Origin of the sequence: Polaromonas sp. CG_9.11, assembly GCF_015752225.1 — a bacterium.
Lineage (GTDB): Bacteria > Pseudomonadota > Gammaproteobacteria > Burkholderiales > Burkholderiaceae_C > Polaromonas.
In genome coordinates this window covers 68,944-85,445 of the sequence record NZ_JADOVE010000015.1, presented here as the reverse complement: position 1 = coordinate 85,445, position 16,502 = coordinate 68,944, and the positions used below count along the sequence as shown (strand labels likewise).

The 16,502-nt window shown below is 62.3% G+C and carries 17 protein-coding genes; 12 read left to right on the top strand and 5 right to left on the bottom strand.

What is annotated here, in order from left to right:
* Window positions 1–80: 80 nt before the first annotated feature.
* Both purU and IWX85_RS13390 read left to right on the top strand, forming a co-directional pair.
* A complete protein-coding gene (gene purU, locus IWX85_RS13395) occupies window positions 81–929 on the top strand; it encodes a formyltetrahydrofolate deformylase (RefSeq protein WP_196870069.1) in 849 nt (282 codons plus the stop codon).
* Window positions 930–1,004: 75 nt separating this feature from the next.
* Window positions 1,005–1,925 (top strand): LysR substrate-binding domain-containing protein, encoded by a 921-nt coding sequence (locus IWX85_RS13390; protein ID WP_036806843.1) that lies wholly within the window; start codon window positions 1,005–1,007, stop codon window positions 1,923–1,925.
* A 61-nt stretch (window positions 1,926–1,986) separates the two neighbouring features.
* Here IWX85_RS13390 and IWX85_RS13385 read toward each other — a convergent pair whose 3' ends face one another.
* Entirely contained in the window at window positions 1,987–2,553 is a 567-nt protein-coding gene (locus tag IWX85_RS13385) for a Uma2 family endonuclease (protein WP_036806844.1), read from the bottom strand.
* Between the two features lie 343 nt (window positions 2,554–2,896).
* Here IWX85_RS13385 and IWX85_RS13380 point away from each other — a divergent pair, with 343 nt between their 5' ends.
* The 3 genes from IWX85_RS13380 (at window position 2,897) to IWX85_RS13370 (ending at window position 5,636) form a co-directional block, all read left to right on the top strand.
* The gene (locus IWX85_RS13380; protein ID WP_036806847.1) at window positions 2,897–4,399 is read left to right on the top strand and encodes an FAD-linked oxidase C-terminal domain-containing protein; all 1,503 of its coding nucleotides are present in this window, start codon (window positions 2,897–2,899) and stop codon (window positions 4,397–4,399) included.
* A 132-nt stretch (window positions 4,400–4,531) separates the two neighbouring features.
* On the top strand, window positions 4,532–4,918 hold the full coding sequence (locus IWX85_RS13375; RefSeq protein ID WP_196870068.1) for a CidA/LrgA family protein: 387 nt from the start codon (window positions 4,532–4,534) through the stop codon (window positions 4,916–4,918).
* Complete coding sequence (locus IWX85_RS13370) at window positions 4,911–5,636, top strand: LrgB family protein (protein ID WP_196870067.1); 726 nt, start codon at window positions 4,911–4,913, stop codon at window positions 5,634–5,636. The genes IWX85_RS13375 and IWX85_RS13370 overlap by 8 nt, the downstream gene beginning before the upstream one ends.
* Before the next feature lie 122 nt (window positions 5,637–5,758).
* Here IWX85_RS13370 and IWX85_RS13365 read toward each other — a convergent pair whose 3' ends face one another.
* Entirely contained in the window at window positions 5,759–6,328 is a 570-nt protein-coding gene (locus tag IWX85_RS13365) for a polymer-forming cytoskeletal protein (RefSeq protein WP_036812676.1), read from the bottom strand.
* Window positions 6,329–6,823: 495 nt separating this feature from the next.
* Here IWX85_RS13365 and IWX85_RS20980 point away from each other — a divergent pair, with 495 nt between their 5' ends.
* Genes IWX85_RS20980 through IWX85_RS13350 form a run of 3 tightly spaced genes read left to right on the top strand, consistent with a single transcriptional unit; the run spans window position 6,824 to window position 10,293 of the window.
* A complete protein-coding gene (locus IWX85_RS20980; RefSeq protein ID WP_196870066.1) occupies window positions 6,824–7,198 on the top strand; it encodes a hypothetical protein in 375 nt (124 codons plus the stop codon).
* The gene (locus tag IWX85_RS20975) at window positions 7,146–7,979 is read left to right on the top strand and encodes a UDP-N-acetylglucosamine 2-epimerase (protein WP_370584287.1); all 834 of its coding nucleotides are present in this window, start codon (window positions 7,146–7,148) and stop codon (window positions 7,977–7,979) included. The genes IWX85_RS20980 and IWX85_RS20975 overlap by 53 nt, the downstream gene beginning before the upstream one ends.
* A complete protein-coding gene (locus IWX85_RS13350; protein WP_370584286.1) occupies window positions 7,867–10,293 on the top strand; it encodes an EAL domain-containing protein in 2,427 nt (808 codons plus the stop codon). Before IWX85_RS20975 ends, IWX85_RS13350 begins: the two co-directional genes overlap by 113 nt.
* Before the next feature lie 199 nt (window positions 10,294–10,492).
* On the opposite strand, the gene IWX85_RS13345 is transcribed toward IWX85_RS13350, so the two are convergent.
* Complete coding sequence (locus IWX85_RS13345) at window positions 10,493–11,224, bottom strand: YggS family pyridoxal phosphate-dependent enzyme (RefSeq protein WP_196870064.1); 732 nt, start codon at window positions 11,222–11,224, stop codon at window positions 10,493–10,495.
* A gap of 43 nt (window positions 11,225–11,267) precedes the next feature.
* Here IWX85_RS13345 and IWX85_RS13340 point away from each other — a divergent pair, with 43 nt between their 5' ends.
* The 4 genes from IWX85_RS13340 to IWX85_RS13325 are packed head-to-tail and all read left to right on the top strand — an operon-like array spanning window position 11,268 to window position 15,087.
* The gene (locus IWX85_RS13340; RefSeq protein WP_196863419.1) at window positions 11,268–12,311 is read left to right on the top strand and encodes a type IV pilus twitching motility protein PilT; all 1,044 of its coding nucleotides are present in this window, start codon (window positions 11,268–11,270) and stop codon (window positions 12,309–12,311) included.
* 32 nt (window positions 12,312–12,343) lie between these two features.
* Window positions 12,344–12,976: a cyclic nucleotide-binding domain-containing protein gene (locus IWX85_RS13335; protein ID WP_196870063.1), complete on the top strand. Its 633-nt coding sequence runs from the start codon at window positions 12,344–12,346 to the stop codon at window positions 12,974–12,976.
* Between the two features lie 41 nt (window positions 12,977–13,017).
* Window positions 13,018–14,154: a PilT/PilU family type 4a pilus ATPase gene (locus IWX85_RS13330; protein ID WP_036806862.1), complete on the top strand. Its 1,137-nt coding sequence runs from the start codon at window positions 13,018–13,020 to the stop codon at window positions 14,152–14,154.
* A gap of 30 nt (window positions 14,155–14,184) precedes the next feature.
* Window positions 14,185–15,087 (top strand): NAD(P)-dependent oxidoreductase, encoded by a 903-nt coding sequence (locus tag IWX85_RS13325; protein WP_196870062.1) that lies wholly within the window; start codon window positions 14,185–14,187, stop codon window positions 15,085–15,087.
* A gap of 78 nt (window positions 15,088–15,165) precedes the next feature.
* Here the strand turns inward: IWX85_RS13325 and IWX85_RS13320 are convergent, their stop codons facing one another.
* Window positions 15,166–15,828: a BON domain-containing protein gene (locus tag IWX85_RS13320; RefSeq protein WP_036806867.1), complete on the bottom strand. Its 663-nt coding sequence runs from the start codon at window positions 15,826–15,828 to the stop codon at window positions 15,166–15,168.
* A complete protein-coding gene (locus IWX85_RS13315; RefSeq protein ID WP_029526464.1) occupies window positions 15,825–16,424 on the bottom strand; it encodes a phosphoheptose isomerase in 600 nt (199 codons plus the stop codon). The genes IWX85_RS13320 and IWX85_RS13315 overlap by 4 nt, the downstream gene beginning before the upstream one ends.
* Window positions 16,425–16,502 lie beyond the last annotated feature (78 nt).

Below are 16,502 nucleotides of genomic sequence, written 5' to 3'. Positions count from 1 at the left end.
GGCACTCTTGCACGGCGGCGCATGACAGAGATGAGCCATCAGCGCGGCAAACACAAGCCACCTGCGACAATTCACCCCTTATGAATCACGCTTATATCCTGACCCTTTCATGCCCTGACCGCCGGGGCATTGTGCATGCCGTATCGGGCTTCCTGTTCGAGCATGGCGGCAATATTGAAGAGGCAGCGCAGTACAACGACCAGGGCACGGGGCTGTTTTTCATGCGCGTGCAGTTTGCCTGCAACCAGCTCACGCACAGCGAACTCTCCAGCCGGCTCAAGACCTTTGCCGAGCCCTTGCAGATGGACTGGAAGCTGCATGACAGCGCGCAGCCGATGCGCACCGTGATCCTGGTCAGCAAGGAAGGCCACTGCCTGAACGACCTGCTGTTTCGCTGGAAGTCGGGCCTGCTGCACCTGGATGTGCGCGCCATCGTCTCCAACCACCGCGAGTTTTACCAGCTGGCGGCCAGCTACAACATCCCGTTTCACCACCTGCCGGTCACCACCGCCACCAAGGCGCAGGTCGAGGCGAAGCAGCTGGAGATCATCGAGTCCGAAGGCGCCGAGCTGGTGGTGCTGGCGCGTTACATGCAGATCCTGTCAAACGACCTGTGCAAGCAGCTCGCTGGCCGGGCCATCAACATCCACCATTCTTTCCTGCCCAGTTTCAAGGGGGCAAAACCCTATTACCAGGCGCATGACCGGGGCGTAAAACTGATCGGTGCCACAGCGCATTACGTGACCGCCGACCTGGACGAGGGGCCCATCATCGAGCAGGACGTGGCCCGGGCCGACCACGGCATGACCGTGGAAGACCTGACGGCGATGGGCCGCGACACCGAAAGCCAGGTGCTGGCCCGGGCCGTGAAATGGCACAGCGAGCACCGCGTGGTGCTGAACGGCCACAAAACCGTGATTTTCAAATAGGCGTACCCCATGGCAACTGCCGAAACCCCGCCCGGTCAGAATGGCGTTCCCCCCTTTGTCCGGGGGCCTGTGCCGATGGAGGCCTACGCCGTGCCCAGCGCAGCCGCCAAGCGCATCCCGCCGATCCAGTGCCTGCTGACGTTCGAAGCCCTGGCGCGGTTGCGCAGCGTCACCCTGTCGGCCGAAGAACTGTGCGTCACGCCCAGCGCGGTCAGCCACCGGGTCAAGCAGCTTGAGCAGATCATTGGCACCAAACTGTTTGGCCGGGCTGATTTTTCACTGACCACCGAAGGCAGCGAATACCTGGCGCATGTGCGCGAAGGACTGGCCACGCTGCAGAAGTTTCCCGGCACGGCCGGACAGAGCGCCACGCCGGGCAAACGCAAGCTGCGGCTGGCGGTCACGCCGACGTTTGCCCGCTCCGTACTGATTCCGCGCCTGCGCCAGTTCACCGACGCCTACCCCGAGATCGACCTGACGCTGCAGGTGTCGATTCCGCTGCTCGACGTGGTGGCCGAAGACTCGGACCTGATCGTGCGCTTTGGCACCGGGCGCTATGCCGACCTGGAGCATGTCTGCCTCCTCGATGACGAGGTCACGCCGCTGGCGTCGCCCACCTTCCTGCGCGAGCACGGGCCGTTTGACGCCGCCGAAGACCTGCTGGGCGCAAACCTGCTGCGCTCGCCGCTGGAGCCGTGGCGCACCTGGTTCGCGGCCAACCACCTCGACTGGCCCGAGCCGGTCGAAGGCTCGCAGTTCAACGACATCGGCCTGATGTGCGACTGCGCCGCCGCCGGCATGGGCATTGCCCTGGTGCGCCTCAAGCTGGGCGCGCCGTGGCTGGAAAACGGCTCCCTGGTGCGGCTGGACACCAATGAAGTCTTCAGCCGCAAGGTGCCCAGCCCGCATGCGCACTACCTGTGCTGGCGCACCGGCACCATGGACCGCTGGGAATGCGCGGCGTTTGCCGACTGGCTGCGCAAAAGCCTGGTTTGAGCATCAAACATGCCTCTTGCGCATATAAAACGGGCGTAACTAGCTACCAATATAATAGCAATCAGGTTTCTGGCACTTCCGCAAACAACTGCGCCGCGCTGAGTTCCAGCGCCACGCTGGCCAGCCCTACCTGCTCGCCCCGGGCAAACGGGTGCAGCACCCACAAGCCGTCATCGCGCTTGCGGAAACAGTCGGTGCTGCGCGTGTCCAGGTCGATCAGCACATATTCCTCCAGGCTGGCAAGGCGGCGGTAGTGGCTGAATTTGAGTCCCCGGTCATAGGCGGCGGTGCTGGGCGACAGCACTTCGGCGATCAGCTTGGGTTCGGTCTTGACCATGGCGCTGGCCAGATCGAGCGCGCTGCAGGTCACCAGCACGTCGGGGTAAAAGTAGCTGTTGGCAGCGGCGACGTGCAGCCGCATGTCGCTCATATAGGTGCGGCAGGGGCTGCCGCCAAGGTGCTGGCGCAGGGCGAAAGCCAGATTCATGGTGACCGTCACATGCCGGTCTTCGGCACCGGCCATGGCAAACACTTCGCTGTCCAGAAATTCATGCCGGTCCCGTTGCGCGGGCTCCCAGGCGAGGTAATCGGCGGCGGTAAAAACAGGTTTTTGGGCGGCTTGGGCCATGGCGATGTCCTTTGCATGAATCGAGAAGTTATTTTGACACCTTCCCCTGCAATAGCTTGATGCCCACAAACAGGCAAGGCAGTCCAGGCCGCCTGGATTCCGAACAACATATTCCAGCGGCGTATCAGCGCGTCAGTGGAATGGATGCCGGCGGAAAACTGGACCCAATTTTCCTGTTGCGTCATTCCCCGACGCAACCCAAAAAAAACCTTAACGCGCCATGCGATGCGTGCCTGGGCGCTGCCAGCCCGCGCTCCTGTATTTCACACCCGGCTTTAGAAATCTTCACCCCCGGCCACCGGGCATTTGGACTAAAGTCTTGCTTCCATCAGGAAAATCCACCATGAACGCACCCGCCTCTTTGCAACAAATTTCCTCTATTGAACGCGCCGAGCGCCAGGCGCAGGTCGTGCGCGCGCTGGAAGCCGTGCTGCCCAGGCATGCACTGCTGTGGAACCGCGAAGACACCACGCCCTACGAATGCGACGGGCTGACCGCCTACCGCGAGCGGCCGCTGGTGGTGGCGCTGCCGGAAACCTATGCCGAAGTGCAGGCGGTGCTCAAGACCTGCCATGCGCTTGATGTGCCGGTGGTGGCGCGCGGCGCCGGCACCGGGCTGTCGGGCGGCGCCATGCCGCACCGGCTGGGCGTGACGCTGTCGCTGGCCAAGTTCAACAAGATTTTGAAAGTCGATGCCACCAGCCGCACGGCGCTGGTGCAGGGCGGTGTGCGCAACCTGGCGATCTCCGAGGCCGCCGCCCCCCACGGCCTGTACTACGCGCCCGACCCGTCGAGCCAGATTGCCTGCACCATCGGCGGCAATGTGGCCGAGAACTCGGGCGGCGTGCATTGCCTGAAATATGGCCTCACAGTGCACAACGTGCTGAAGGTCAAGGGGTTCACCATTGAAGGCGATGAGGTCGAGTTTGGCGGCGATGCGCTGGACGCACCGGGCTACGACCTGCTGGCCATCGTGATCGGCAGCGAAGGCATGCTGGCAGTGACCACCGAAGTCACCGTCAAGCTGATTCCCAAGCCACAACTGGCGCGCTGCATCATGGCCAGCTTCGATGACCTGCGCAAGGCCGGCGATGCGGTGGCCGGCGTGATTGCCGCCGGCATCATTCCGGCCGGGCTGGAAATGATGGACAAGCCGATGACGGCCGCGGTCGAGGACTTCGTGCATGCCGGCTACGACCTGACCGCGGCGGCGATCTTGCTGTGTGAAAGCGATGGCACGCCGGAAGAAGTCGAAGAGGAAATCGGCCGCATGAGCGCCGTGCTGGCGCGCTACGGCGCCACGGCCATCACCGTCAGCCAGAACGAAGCCGAGCGGCTGCGCTTCTGGAGCGGGCGCAAGAATGCCTTTCCGGCGTCGGGCCGCATCAGCCCCGACTACATGTGCATGGACTCGACGATTCCGCGCAAGCGCCTGGCCGACATTCTGCTGGCGATTGCCGACATGGAAATCAAGTACGGCCTGCGCTGCGCCAATGTGTTCCACGCGGGCGACGGCAACCTGCACCCGCTCATCATGTTCGACGCCAACGACGCTGACCAGTTGCACCGCTGCGAGCTGTTTGGCGCCGACATCCTGGAAACCAGCGTTGCCATGGGCGGCACCGTCACGGGGGAGCATGGTGTGGGCGTGGAAAAGCTCAACTCCATGTGCGTGCAGTTCTCAGCCGAGGAGAACGAGCAGATGTTTGGCGTCAAGCGCGCGTTTGACCCGAAAGGCCTGCTCAATCCGGGCAAGGTGATTCCGACGCTGAACCGCTGCGCCGAGTACGGAAAAATGCTGGTGCGCGGCGGCAAGATTTCGCACCCTGACCTGCCGCGTTTTTGAAACGCACCGCGCCGATGCGCCCATGATTCCGTTGCCCGACCCAAACCGGTTTATCGTTGCTTCGCCTTGCCGTGCCACTGCACGGGCTGCGGTTTGGCGTTTAATCCTGGTTTGATTTGGAAATGGAATGACATGAATGCCCTGCGTGGAATGATGTGGCTGCTGGTTTTCCAGTCGGCGGGCGAACTGCTGGGACGCGGCCTGGCCCTGCCACTGCCCGGCCCGGTGATCGGCATGGTGCTGCTGCTGCTGGCACTGCACTGGCCGGTCGTCCAGGAGCCGGTGGCCGCTTGCGCGGAGTTCCTCCTCTCGCACCTTTCCTTGCTCTTTGTTCCGGTAGGCGTGGGCGTGATGACCCATCTTTCGCTCGTCAGCGAGTACGGAATCCGCATGCTGGCAGTCGTGGTTTTGTCCACCGCGGCCGGCCTGGCCGTGACGGTGCTGACCCTGCACCTGCTCAGGGATCGCCATCCGGTTCTTGCCGCTGCCACCACGCCGGCCAAGGATGGCGATGTCTGATTTTGTCCAGCTGTGGGTCTATCTTTCCACCACGCCGCTGTTCGGCCTGACCGCGACGCTGATGGTGTATGTGCTGGCGCATGCCTTTTACGTGCGCGCCGGGCATGCACCCTGGGCGAATCCGGTGCTCTGGTCGGTGGTGGTGCTGGCCTGCGGACTGCTGGCCACCGGCGTGTCGTATCCGACCTACTTCGCCGGCGCGCAGTTCATCCATTTCCTGCTCGGCCCGGCGGTGGTGGCGCTGGCCTGGCCGCTGTGGCTGCGCCGGGCCGAACTGCGCCAGCGCTGGCACCGGCTGCTGGTCGCGGCGCTGGCAGGCGGCAGCGTGGCGGCGGCCTCGTCGCTGCTGCTCGGCGGGCTGTTCGGCCTGCCCAGGGAACTGATTCTTTCGCTGGTGCCCAAATCGGTCACCGCACCGGTCGCCATGGGCATTGCCGAGCAGATTGGCGGCATTCCGGCGCTGGCGGCGGTTTTTGCGGTGATCACCGGGCTGGTTGGCGCGCTGTGCGGCAAGTACCTGTTTGCAGCCCTGCGCATCCCGACGGACACGCAAGGCTGGGCAGCCCGGGGTTTCGCCCTGGGAACCGCCTCCCACGGCATTGGCGCGGCCCGTGCCATGCAGGTGGATGCGGATGCCGGGGCCTACGCGGGCCTGGCGCTGGGAATGCAGGTGGTACTGGCGTCCCTGCTGATTCCGCTGGTTTTCAAGCTGTTTTAGGCACGTGGTACGACGCCTGCGACTGAACCAGGGCAGACAGCAAGCTCCGTCAGCTCCTAAATAAATAGCACGCTATGCCGTCTGGACGGGCGCGAAGTCCAGTATTTGCTTAGATTCACTGGTCATGCAGCCTGCAGGCCGGGCTTGGCGATGACGGCCGGCTTGAGGCTGCCGCCCTGGGTGCCAAAGACAATTTCACCCGAGAGCTGGCCGCCTTCTTCCACCACCAGTTTGCCGTAGCGAATGGTGCCGGTGACCTTGCCGGTGGCGTAGATCACCAGCTTCTGGCGAACAATCAGGTTGCCATCGAATTCGCCCCGGATTTCTGCAATCTCGATCTCGGCCGAGCCTTTGAACGCGCCCTGCTCGGCAATCTGGATGACGCGCGAATTCATCGTGGCCTCCACCGTGCCCTCGACGACCAGCGTGTCGCAGTCGGTGATCTCGACGCCCTTGAGCTTGATGTTGGGTCCGACCGTCAGTTTGCTGCCGCTGTCCCGTTCGTTGACGGAAGGCGCAGCAGGTTCGCCACCCATCGGCCGGGCCATGTTTGGCGCCCCGGTTGAAGGGGAAGCGGAATGCAGCGTGCCGGAGGGCGCCGCGCCTGAACCCGTATAGCTGCTGCCCGTGGCAGGCCGCACACCGGTGGTTGGGATTTCATTCTCGCGCTTGCCAAAAAACGGTGTTGCCATGTGGTGTCCTTGAAAACCATTCATCCTACGTTGCGAAATAGCCAAAAATTTCTTGCCGGATGCAAGATAAGTAACGAATTAATTGTTTTCGTTTCCAGAAAATTCCCGTGTGCAGGCTGCTGGCAGCGCACCCAGCATTCAATGCCGGTTGCTTGCCCCGCGCTTCTGGCATGTGATCGGGCCATCGGACAAATAGACCGAGAAGTCGCGGCAGGCATCGAGTTGCGCCCTCGACGCCCCGGCCGTGGCGAAGCGAAAACCGCCAGCCGCCGTCCTCTTCAGGCCGCAAAGCTCAGGCAATCATTCGCACACACGCATTGCCAAATGCATCGCGTCAGGACCTTGGCAGGCTGGCGTGCGACCGGAGCATTGCGCACCTTCACGCCCATGCCCTCCTGAAAACAATACCGAGGCCTTCAGGCAGCCCGTCGGGCAAACGACGCTGCCGGGGCCGGGGTCCTCCTTCGACGAAACTGGCATCGTCTACTGCAGTCCATGGATCAGCCGCGTGCGGATACCCCTTCTTTCCCAACTGCCGTGAACGCCAATGGTTGTGAGCGTCAACTGGCCAGGCCATGCTTTCGGCCATTTTTTGCGCCAACAGCAGCCGGCGCAGGCAACGGGTCAATAAATACAGCGCCAACAATTCGGCGGCCTCAGATCCATGCATCAGTGTGGAGCGGCGGCAGTTGCATGTCGAAACCGACCCGGCATGATAAAAATTTAGTAAAAACAACCTTTCAAGTTTTCAATCCATATTTATCAAATTTCAGTCAAATCCACATCCACATCCACATCACCGGCAATACGGTGATTGATGCGCCGCCCCAGGTCAGGAGAAAAAATCTTTACCCCTGCGTTCATGCATGAACAGTTTGAAAAAAACTTCAGCGTCCAGAACCCCTGCGGGCGGTTGGTGCTGGTGACGGGCCACCGCCGGGAAAACTTTGGCATAAGTTTTGAACACAATTGCCAGGCGCTGGCACGCGTTGCCACCAGCCAGGAAAAGGTCCAGCTGGTATATCCAGTCCGCCTCACCCCCAAAGGCCTGTCATGCGGCTTCTGGGCGAAATCGACAATGCGCACCCGATCAAGCCGCTGGACTGCCTGGCTTTTGTTTTCTCCATGGACAGGAGCACGCCCCTGCCTGAACGACTCCAGCGGCCTTCAGAAAGAAGCGCCTTCGCTGGGCAAGCAGCCGGTTTTGGTGAAGCGCGACACCCTAAGCGTCATTGCGCCGACCAGGCAGGCGCCGGCAGCCTCGTCAGGACTGGCGCAGGCGAAATTGCCGGCCTGGCGCGCCTGCTGCCCCGTAACATCAAGGCCTGCGAATCCTTGGCTTTTGCACATAATCCATATAAAGAAGGTTCTGCGTGCGAGCGCATTGTGCAGATGCCGCTTGCCGGCTAAAGCCTGTTTGCGCTTGCGCCTGAACGTTCAAGCCGCCCAGTTCCACTTGCCCCCGCGTAGCCCTGACCAGGAGTCCCATGCTCTCAGCCCCTCAACAGGCCGCCCACCTACTGGCCATGGCCGAGCGCATTGCGCATGCCGGCAGCTGGAAGATGGACCTGAAAAGCCCTCAACGGGTGTCCTGCTCCACGGAATTTTCGGCCCTCATCGGCCTGCTGCCGGAGCTTGCGATCACGCGTGATGAACTCATCGCCCGGTTCTCGTCCGAGTACCGGGACCGGATCGGGTGGCTGTTTCAGCAGTGCAGCCGGCATGGGATAGGGTTTGACGAAGAAATGCAGATCGACACGCCGTCCGGCCGCAAATGGGTGCGCATGGTCTGCGAGGCGGTGCCGAACAAGCGCAGCCAGGTCAAGAGCCTGCAGGGCATGCTCCAGAATATTTCGGACCTGAAACAGGCCCAGCAGGAAACGCTCCACCTGGCCATGCGCCTGACCACGACGTTGTCTACCATCACCGATGCCTTTGTCACGCTGGACCGGCAATGCTGCTTTACCCACCTGAACCAGGAAAGCGAACAGTTGCTGCGACACACCAGTGCCGAACTGCTTGGCAAGGAAATCTGGGAGGTTCTGGTCAATGACAAGAACCAGCGCCTGCGCCAGGAACTCCAGCGATCGATCGCCACTGGCCGGCAGCTTGAGTTCGAAGATTTCTACCCGGGGCTTGGAAAGTGGCTGGAAGTGCGCGTCTGCCCCTTCGCCGAAGGGCTGGCCGTGTACTTTCGCGATGTGAGCAAGCGGCGAAAATCGCAAGAGCAGTTGATGCTGCTGGAGACCTGCGTATCGCGGCTCAACGACATCGTGCTGATCGCCGAGGCCCAGCCCGCGCGCAAAAAAGTGCCTTACATCGTGTTCGTCAACCACGCCTTTGAGCAGCACACCGGCTACAGCCGCCATGAGGTGCTGGGCCAGACGCCGCACAAGCTCATGGGGCCCGGGGCAGCGCAGGATGAATTCGAACGCATGGTCAGAATGCTGGCGCGCAAGCGGCAGGCCCGCAGCGAACTGCTGATCTACCGCAAGAACGGCAGTTGCTTCTGGCTGGAACTGGAAATCGTCCAGGTCGCCGACACGGCGGACGACCTGGCGCACTGGGTCGCCGTCGGGCGGGACATCACCCAGCGCAAGGTCGCGGCGGACGCCATTCACCAGCTGGCCTTCTACGACCCGCTGACCAGCCTGCCCAACCGGCTGATGCTGCTGAACCGCCTGGAACAGGTGATGTCGCAGAGCGTTGACCTGCGGCGCAACGGCGCGCTGATGTTCATTGACGTGGACAAGCTCAAGGTGCTGAACGATACCCTGGGCCACCACAAGGGTGACATGCTGCTGCAGCAGGTCGCCGAACGGCTGGCGGGCTGCGTCGACGACACCGACACGGTGGCGCGGCTGGGCGGGGATGAGTTTGTCGTGCTGCTCGAAGACCTGGGGGACGATGCGGCCGAGGCGACCGTCAAAACCCAGAAGCTGGCTGAAAAAGTGCTTGAACAGCTGCGCGAACCTTTTGATCTGTCCGGTCACCAGCACTACACCACCTCCAGCATCGGCGTGACCTCGCTGAATGGCCCGCATGACAGCGTGAGCGAGGTGCTCAAACAGGCCGACCTGGCGATGTACCAGGCCAAGACCACGGGCCGCAATGCCGTGTGCTTTTTTGATCCCGAAATGCAGGCGGTGGTCAATGCCAATGCCGCTGTCAGCTCGGAACTGCATGCCGGCCTGCGCAAGCAGGAGTTTGTGTTGCATTACCAGCCCCAGGTTGACCGCCAGGGCTGCGTGACCGGCGTCGAGGCTTTGCTGCGCTGGCAGCATCCAAGGCGCGGACTGGTCATGCCAGCCGACTTCATCCCGATGGCCGAGGACAGCGGCCTGATCCTGCCGCTGGGCCAGTGGGCGCTGGCAACGGCGTGCGAACAACTGGCCGCCTGGGCGCAATGGCCGCAGGCCGCCAGCTTGAGCATCGCGGTGAATGTCAGCGTGCGCCAGTTCCGGCATCCTGATTTTGTCGACCAGGTGATGGCCGAGATCCGGCGCACCGGCATCAAGCCCGAGCACCTGAAGCTCGAACTCACCGAAACCTTGCTGGCCGACGGCATGGAGATCACCCTGGCGCGCATGGGAACGCTCAAGGCCTTGGGCGTGACGCTGGCGCTTGACGACTTCGGGATGGGTTATTCGTCGCTGTCGGCCCTCAAGCGCCTGCCGCTGGACCAGCTCAAGATCGACAAGAACTTTGTCGCGGAAGTGCTGACGGACCGGGCCGATGCCGCCATTTCCCGCACCATCATCACCCTGGCGCACAGCCTCAACCTGGAGGTGGTTGCCGAAGGCGTGGAAACCCAGGCGCAGCAGGATTTCCTGATTGCACAGGGTTGCGACCAGTTTCAGGGCTTCTTGTTTTCCGAGCCGCTGCCGATCGGGGAACTGGAGGCCTACCTCATGGAACCGGGCACGCACCGCAAGGCGCTGGCCGCATCATTGCTGCCGGGCTAATGCACATTCGCTCTGAGCAGAAAACGACTTTTCAGCATTAAAAGTGCCTTTTGCGCATGCTGCGCTTGTGCTTATTGCTATTAATACAGTAGCAAAACACTTACCTTCTCACATTCAGCAGTTGCCAGTCAAAGGGGGCGGACATTCCCCTCGCACCCCCCAAAGATCGCCCGTCCCGACATGGCCAGGATGCAGGCGTTCAGCCGCGCCCGCCGAAGATTGCCGTTCCCACGCGCACCATGGTGCTGCCAGCATGAATCGCGGCCTCCAGGTCCGCCGTCATGCCCAGCGACAGCGTGTCCATCGGCAGCGCCAGGGCGTCAGAGTCATTTATTCGATCAAACAGGTCTTTTGCGCTGGCGTGCAGTGCAAGTGCAGCTACAAAATCAGTAGCAGGCTCGGGAATGGCCATCAAGCCGCGCAGCACCAGGCGCGGAAGTTGTGCGACTTCCCGGGCCAGCGCCAGGGCCGCCTCGGGCGGCACGCCCGACTTGTTGGCGCCGCCATCGATATTGACCTGCAGGCAGACCTGCAGCGCAGGCAGCTCGGCCGGGCGCTGCTCGCTCAGCCGCTGGGCGATCTTCAGCCGGTCCACCGACTGCACCCAGTCGAAATGCCCGGCCACCAGCCGTGTCTTGTTGCTCTGGACCGGTCCGATGCAATGCCATTCGAGGGCGCTTGCAGGCATCACGGCCCCCTGGGCGGCAGCGGCCAGCCAGCCGCGCAAGGCTTCGATCTTGCCCGCACCTTCGGCAATGTAGTTCTCGCCAAAAGCCGTCTGGCCCGCCGCCATGGCCTCGATCACCGCCTCGGCGCCAAAGGTTTTGGAAACCGCCAGCAGGCGCACGCTGGCAGGGTCGCGTCCGCAGGCCAGGCAGGCGGCATGAATTCGGTCATGGACAAGTCGGAGGTGGTGCGCAATCGTGGTCATAATCCGACTGTAAACTCAGATTCAACTTAGAGGATTTGCCGGAATGGACATTACGCAGTTGCTGGCCTTCAGCGTCAAAAACAAGGCATCCGACCTGCATCTGTCAGCCGGCCTTCCGCCGATGATCCGGGTTCATGGCGATGTTCGCCGCATCAACATCGACCCGCTGGACCACAAGGAAGTCCACGCCATGGTGTACGACATCATGAACGACACCCAGCGCAAGCAGTACGAGGAATTCCTGGAGGTTGATTTCTCTTTCGAGATCGACGGCCTGGCGCGGTTTCGGGTCAACGCCTTCAACCACAACCGCGGCGCCGGTGCGGTGCTGCGAACCATTCCGTCGAAGATCCTGACACTGGAGCAACTGGGCGCGCCAAAAATTTTCGGCGACCTGGCCCTGAAACCGCGCGGCATGGTGCTGGTCACCGGCCCGACCGGCTCGGGCAAATCGACCACGCTGGCCGCCATGGTCAACTACCTGAACGAAACCGAATACGGCCACATCCTGACGGTCGAGGATCCGATCGAGTTTGTCCACGAGTCCAAGAAATGCCTGATCAACCAGCGCGAGGTCGGACCCCACACGCTGAGCTTTGCCGCCGCCCTGAAATCGGCCCTGCGCGAAGACCCGGACGCCATTCTGGTGGGTGAAATGCGTGACCTGGAAACCATTCGCCTGGCCATGACGGCGGCGGAAACCGGCCACCTGGTGTTCGGCACGCTGCACACGTCGAGCGCGGCCAAGACCATTGACCGGATCATCGACGTGTTTCCGGCCGAGGAAAAGGAAATGATCCGCTCGATGCTGTCCGAATCGCTGCAGGCGGTGATCTCGCAAACCCTGTGCAAGACCAAGGACGGTCAGGGCCGCGTGGCCGCGCATGAGATCATGCTGGGCACCAGCGCCATCCGCAACCTGATCCGGGAAGCCAAAGTGGCGCAGATGTACTCGTCAATTCAGACCGGCAACAGCCTGGGCATGCAGACACTGGACCAGAATTTGACCGACCTGGTCAGGCGCAATGTCATTTCTGCCGCAGAAGCCCGCGGCAAGGCCAAGATTCCCGACAACTTTCCGGGCTGAGACCGTCCCGTCCCCACCAGGAGAAATGCGCCATGAAAGGCTTCATCGGACTGATCAAGCAGGCCACGCCCGCCAGTGCCGGCGGCGACATCCCGGACACATTTTTCTTTTCCACTGCCTTTGCCGACCAGGGAGTCGATGCTTCGTCCATGGTCCCGTGGGAGGCCCGGGCCAACGAGGTGGGCGCCCGACGCCTGGCAGCCGGACGCGGCAGCAAGTTGCTGCAAGAACTGTGGAGCCGGGACAACTTCATGGCACGGCTGGGGCGGGATGCCTTGCAACGTCTGGAAAAATTCCTTGACTTTGCCTCGCTCCCGGCCAATCGGGACGTGATTCGCCAGGACGAGCACGGCAACTTCATGCTGGTGCTGCTGAGCGGCAGCATTGCCGTGGACCGCGAGCAGCCCTGGGGCGAGCGCCTGCATCTCACCGAAGCACGGCCGGGCGACATCCTGGGTGAAATGTCACTGCTCGACAGCGGCCCGCGTTTTTCCGTCTGCACCTCGCTGACTGATTGCGAAATTGCGATACTGGGCGCGCAGGCGCTCGACGAGATGATGGCGACCGACCCGGCGCTGGCGGCCAGCCTGATTGCCTTGCTGGCCCGCAAGCTGTCGCGCCGCATGCGGGTCGTGAGCGCCCGGCTCAGTGAACAACAGAGCTGATCCGGTGCCATTTCATCCGCTGACAATACCCAGGAGAATTCATGGAACGCGATCAGGCCAGTAAATTCATCAATGACCTGCTGAGGCTCATGGTCAGCCGTGGTGGCAGCGACCTTTTCCTGACCGGAGAATTTCCGCCCGCCATCAAGGTCGACGGCAAGTTGACCAAGGTGTCGTCCCAGCCGCTCAATGCCAGCCACACGTTGACGCTGGCACGCGCCATCATGAATGACAAGCAGGCGGCCGAGTTTGAGCGCACCAAGGAATGCAACTTCGCCATCTCGCCACCCGGCATCGGCCGTTTTCGTATCAATGCCTTCATGCAGCAGGGCAAGGTCGGCATGGTGATGCGCGTCATTCCGGCGGTGCTTCCCACGCTGGACGGCCTGGGTTTGCCACCGGTGTTGAAGGACGTGGTGATGGCCAAGCGGGGCCTGGCGATTCTGGTGGGTGCCACCGGTTCCGGCAAGTCGACCACCATGGCGGCCATGCTCGACTGGCGCAACGAGCAGTCCTACGGCCACATCCTGACGATTGAAGACCCGGTGGAGTTTGTCCATCTGCACAAGAACTGCGTGGTGACCCAGCGCGAGGTCGGACTGGACACGGACAGTTGGGCTTCGGCGCTGAAGAACTCGATGCGCCAAGCGCCTGACGTGATCCTGATGGGCGAGATTCGCGACCGCGAAAGCATGGAGCATGCGCTGGCGTTTTCAGAAACCGGCCACCTGTGCCTGGCCACGCTGCATGCCAACAGCGCCAACCAGGCGATGGACCGCATCATCAACTTTTTTCCGGAAGAGCGTCGCACGCAGCTGCTGATGGACTTGTCGCTCAACCTCAAGGCCGTAGTGTCGCAGCGCCTGGTGCCCCGGCAGGACAGCAAAGGCCGGTTTGCGGCAGTCGAGGTGATGCTCAATTCACCCTTGATTTCCGACCTCATCTTCAAGGGCGATGTCAGCGAGATCAAGGAAATCATGAAGAAAAGCCGCAACATGGGCATGCAGACCTTTGACCAGTCGCTGTTCGATGCCTTTGAAGGCAACCACATCCTGTACGAAGATGCCCTGCGCAACGCCGATTCGGTCAATGACCTGCGGCTGCAGATCAAGCTTTATTCGCAGCGCGCCAAGTCAACCGACCTGTCGGCCGGAACCGAGCACTTTGCGATTGTGTGAACTCCTTTTAACTTCCCCTGTTGATCCAACATGACCACCCTCCTGACCAAGAATTACGAGTCCTCCATTTCCTGCAAAGTTGCCTTTCTCGGCCTGGGCGTCATGGGTTACCCCATGGCCGGCCATCTGGCGCTGGCAGGTCATGACGTCACGGTGTACAACCGCAGCCCCGGCAAGGCCCAGGGCTGGTGCAGTGAATTCAAGGGCGCCTCGGCCAGCACGCCACGCGAAGCGGCTGACGGCGCGGACATGGTGTTTTGCTGCGTCGGCAACGATGATGACCTGCGTTCCGTCACGCTGGGCGCGAACGGCGCTTTTGCCGGCATGAAGCCGGACACCATCTTTGTCGACCACACCACGGCGTCGGCGACGGTTGCCCGGGCGCTTTACAGCGCGGCGAAAGCCGCCGGCCTGCAATTCGTTGACGCACCCGTCTCGGGCGGTCAGGCCGGCGCGGAAAACGGCGCGCTCACGGTCATGTGCGGCGGCGATGCGGCGGCCTTCGATGCGGTCAAGCCGGCCGGCATGGCCTTTTCGAAGGCCTTCACCCTGATGGGCGAGTCTGGCGCCGGGCAACTGACCAAGATGGTCAACCAGATCTGCATTGCCGGCCTGGTCCAGGGATTGAGCGAAGCAGTGGCTTTTGGCCAGAAGGCCGGGTTGGACGTGAACCAGGTGCTCGACGTGATCGGCAAGGGCGCGGCGCAAAGCTGGCAGCTCGACAACCGTGGCAAGACGATGGTGGCCGACAGGTTTGACTTCGGCTTCGCGGTGGACTGGATGCGCAAGGACCTGGGCCTGGTGCTTGACGAAGCCAAGCGCAATGGCGCCCGGCTGCCGGTCACGGCGCTGGTGGACCAGTTTTATGCCGACGTGCAGGCGATGGGCGGCCAGCGCTGGGACACGTCCAGCCTGGTCAAACGACTGAAGTAACACCAAGCGGCTTCTTGCAGCGGCCTGACTTGCCTGAGATGCAAAAAGGCAAAGATCATTAACCTTTTTGCAAGCGACTCAAAGCTTGACTGAAGCGGCCGGCTGCGCACTGCCGGCAGGCACGGTTCCAATCCTCTGCAACTCCTGCTCGCTGATGATTTCCAAAAGCCGGACGACTTTTTGCACACCCGGCGTCGCGCGCACAACTTCCGTGGCACGCTCTGCCTCGCGCTGCGTGACGCGCCCCATGAGGTACACCGTATTGCGTTCGGTCACGACCTTGAAGGCGTTGGACTGCAGGTCGCGGGCATCCAGCAGCATGGCCTTGATGCGTCCGGTCAGCAGCGTGTCGGCAGAGCGGTCCATGAGCGAAGGGCTGTTCAGGACCGCCAGTTCATTGACCACCGACGCCACGTTTTCCACCGACTTGACCGCCTCCTCGACCCGCTGCTTGTCCTGCAGATTGGGCACCTCGCCGGTCAGCAGCACCTGGCGGTTGTAGCTGGTGACGCTCGCGCGCACCCGGGTTCCGAGGTTGGAACGGATCTGGTTGGCGGCCCGCAATTCGATGGCTTCGTCGTCCAGCTGGGCGCCGGAAGTCCGGCGGTCAACCGCCACCAGCGTGCCCCCGACCATGGCACCGCCCACCAGCAGGGGCCCCACGCAAGCCGACAAAAGGCTGGAGAGCAGCACTGCCGCGCCGGCCATACCGGCGAGTCGTTTCATCACACCATGGTTCATGTCGAAGACTCCTGATCGCCTAGTAACTGGGTATCCACACCATCGCAGATGCAGTGGATCACCAGGGAATGCACTTCCTGAATGCGGGCCGTGCGCTCATGCGGCACGCAGATATGGACATCGGTTTCGCGCAGCGCCTGGTTCATTTTTCCGCCCCCCCGTCCTGTCAGCGCCACCACCGTCATCTCGCGCTCATGCGCCGCTTCGACGGCGGCCAGCACGTTGGCCGAATTGCCACTGGTGCTGATGGCCAGCAGCACGTCGCCGGCCACGCCCAGGGCACGCACCTGCTTGGAAAAAATCACGCTGAAATCGTAATCATTGGCAATGGCGGTGATGATAGAGCTGTCGGTGGTCAGGGCAATGGCGCCAAGTTCGGGCCGCTCGCGCTCGTACCTGCCGACGAATTCAGCCGCGAAATGCTGGGCGTCGGCAGCCGAACCGCCGTTGCCGCAGGCCAGGACCTTGTTGCCGCTGGTGACGCTGGCCAGGATCGCATGCACTGCGGCGGCTACGGGTTTGGAGAGAATTTGCGCGGACTGGTATTTGAGGTCGGCGCTGTCGATGAATTGCTGTTCGATTCGTTGTTCAAGCATGGACGGATGATAGCGGGTCATGGCGGGCCGCCGTGCCGGTAAAGGCACGGCGGCAGCGCCACGAAGGATTGGTTACAA

Bases quoted from the DNA above. Each gene is read 5' to 3' on its own strand.
- purU (WP_196870069.1), top strand. From the start codon at position 81: ATGAATCACGCTTATATCCTGACCCTTTCATGCCCTGACCGCCGGGGC.
- IWX85_RS13390 (WP_036806843.1), top strand. From the start codon at position 1,005: ATGGAGGCCTACGCCGTGCCCAGCGCAGCCGCCAAGCGCATCCCGCCG.
- IWX85_RS13385 (WP_036806844.1), bottom strand. From the start codon at position 2,553: ATGGCCCAAGCCGCCCAAAAACCTGTTTTTACCGCCGCCGATTACCTC.
- IWX85_RS13380 (WP_036806847.1), top strand. From the start codon at position 2,897: ATGAACGCACCCGCCTCTTTGCAACAAATTTCCTCTATTGAACGCGCC.
- IWX85_RS13375 (WP_196870068.1), top strand. From the start codon at position 4,532: ATGAATGCCCTGCGTGGAATGATGTGGCTGCTGGTTTTCCAGTCGGCG.
- IWX85_RS13370 (WP_196870067.1), top strand. From the start codon at position 4,911: ATGTCTGATTTTGTCCAGCTGTGGGTCTATCTTTCCACCACGCCGCTG.
- IWX85_RS13365 (WP_036812676.1), bottom strand. From the start codon at position 6,328: ATGGCAACACCGTTTTTTGGCAAGCGCGAGAATGAAATCCCAACCACC.
- IWX85_RS20980 (WP_196870066.1), top strand. From the start codon at position 6,824: ATGGATCAGCCGCGTGCGGATACCCCTTCTTTCCCAACTGCCGTGAAC.
- IWX85_RS20975 (WP_370584287.1), top strand. From the start codon at position 7,146: ATGCGCCGCCCCAGGTCAGGAGAAAAAATCTTTACCCCTGCGTTCATG.
- IWX85_RS13345 (WP_196870064.1), bottom strand. From the start codon at position 11,224: ATGACCACGATTGCGCACCACCTCCGACTTGTCCATGACCGAATTCAT.
- IWX85_RS13340 (WP_196863419.1), top strand. From the start codon at position 11,268: ATGGACATTACGCAGTTGCTGGCCTTCAGCGTCAAAAACAAGGCATCC.
- IWX85_RS13335 (WP_196870063.1), top strand. From the start codon at position 12,344: ATGAAAGGCTTCATCGGACTGATCAAGCAGGCCACGCCCGCCAGTGCC.
- IWX85_RS13330 (WP_036806862.1), top strand. From the start codon at position 13,018: ATGGAACGCGATCAGGCCAGTAAATTCATCAATGACCTGCTGAGGCTC.
- IWX85_RS13325 (WP_196870062.1), top strand. From the start codon at position 14,185: ATGACCACCCTCCTGACCAAGAATTACGAGTCCTCCATTTCCTGCAAA.
- IWX85_RS13320 (WP_036806867.1), bottom strand. From the start codon at position 15,828: ATGAACCATGGTGTGATGAAACGACTCGCCGGTATGGCCGGCGCGGCA.
- IWX85_RS13315 (WP_029526464.1), bottom strand. From the start codon at position 16,424: ATGCTTGAACAACGAATCGAACAGCAATTCATCGACAGCGCCGACCTC.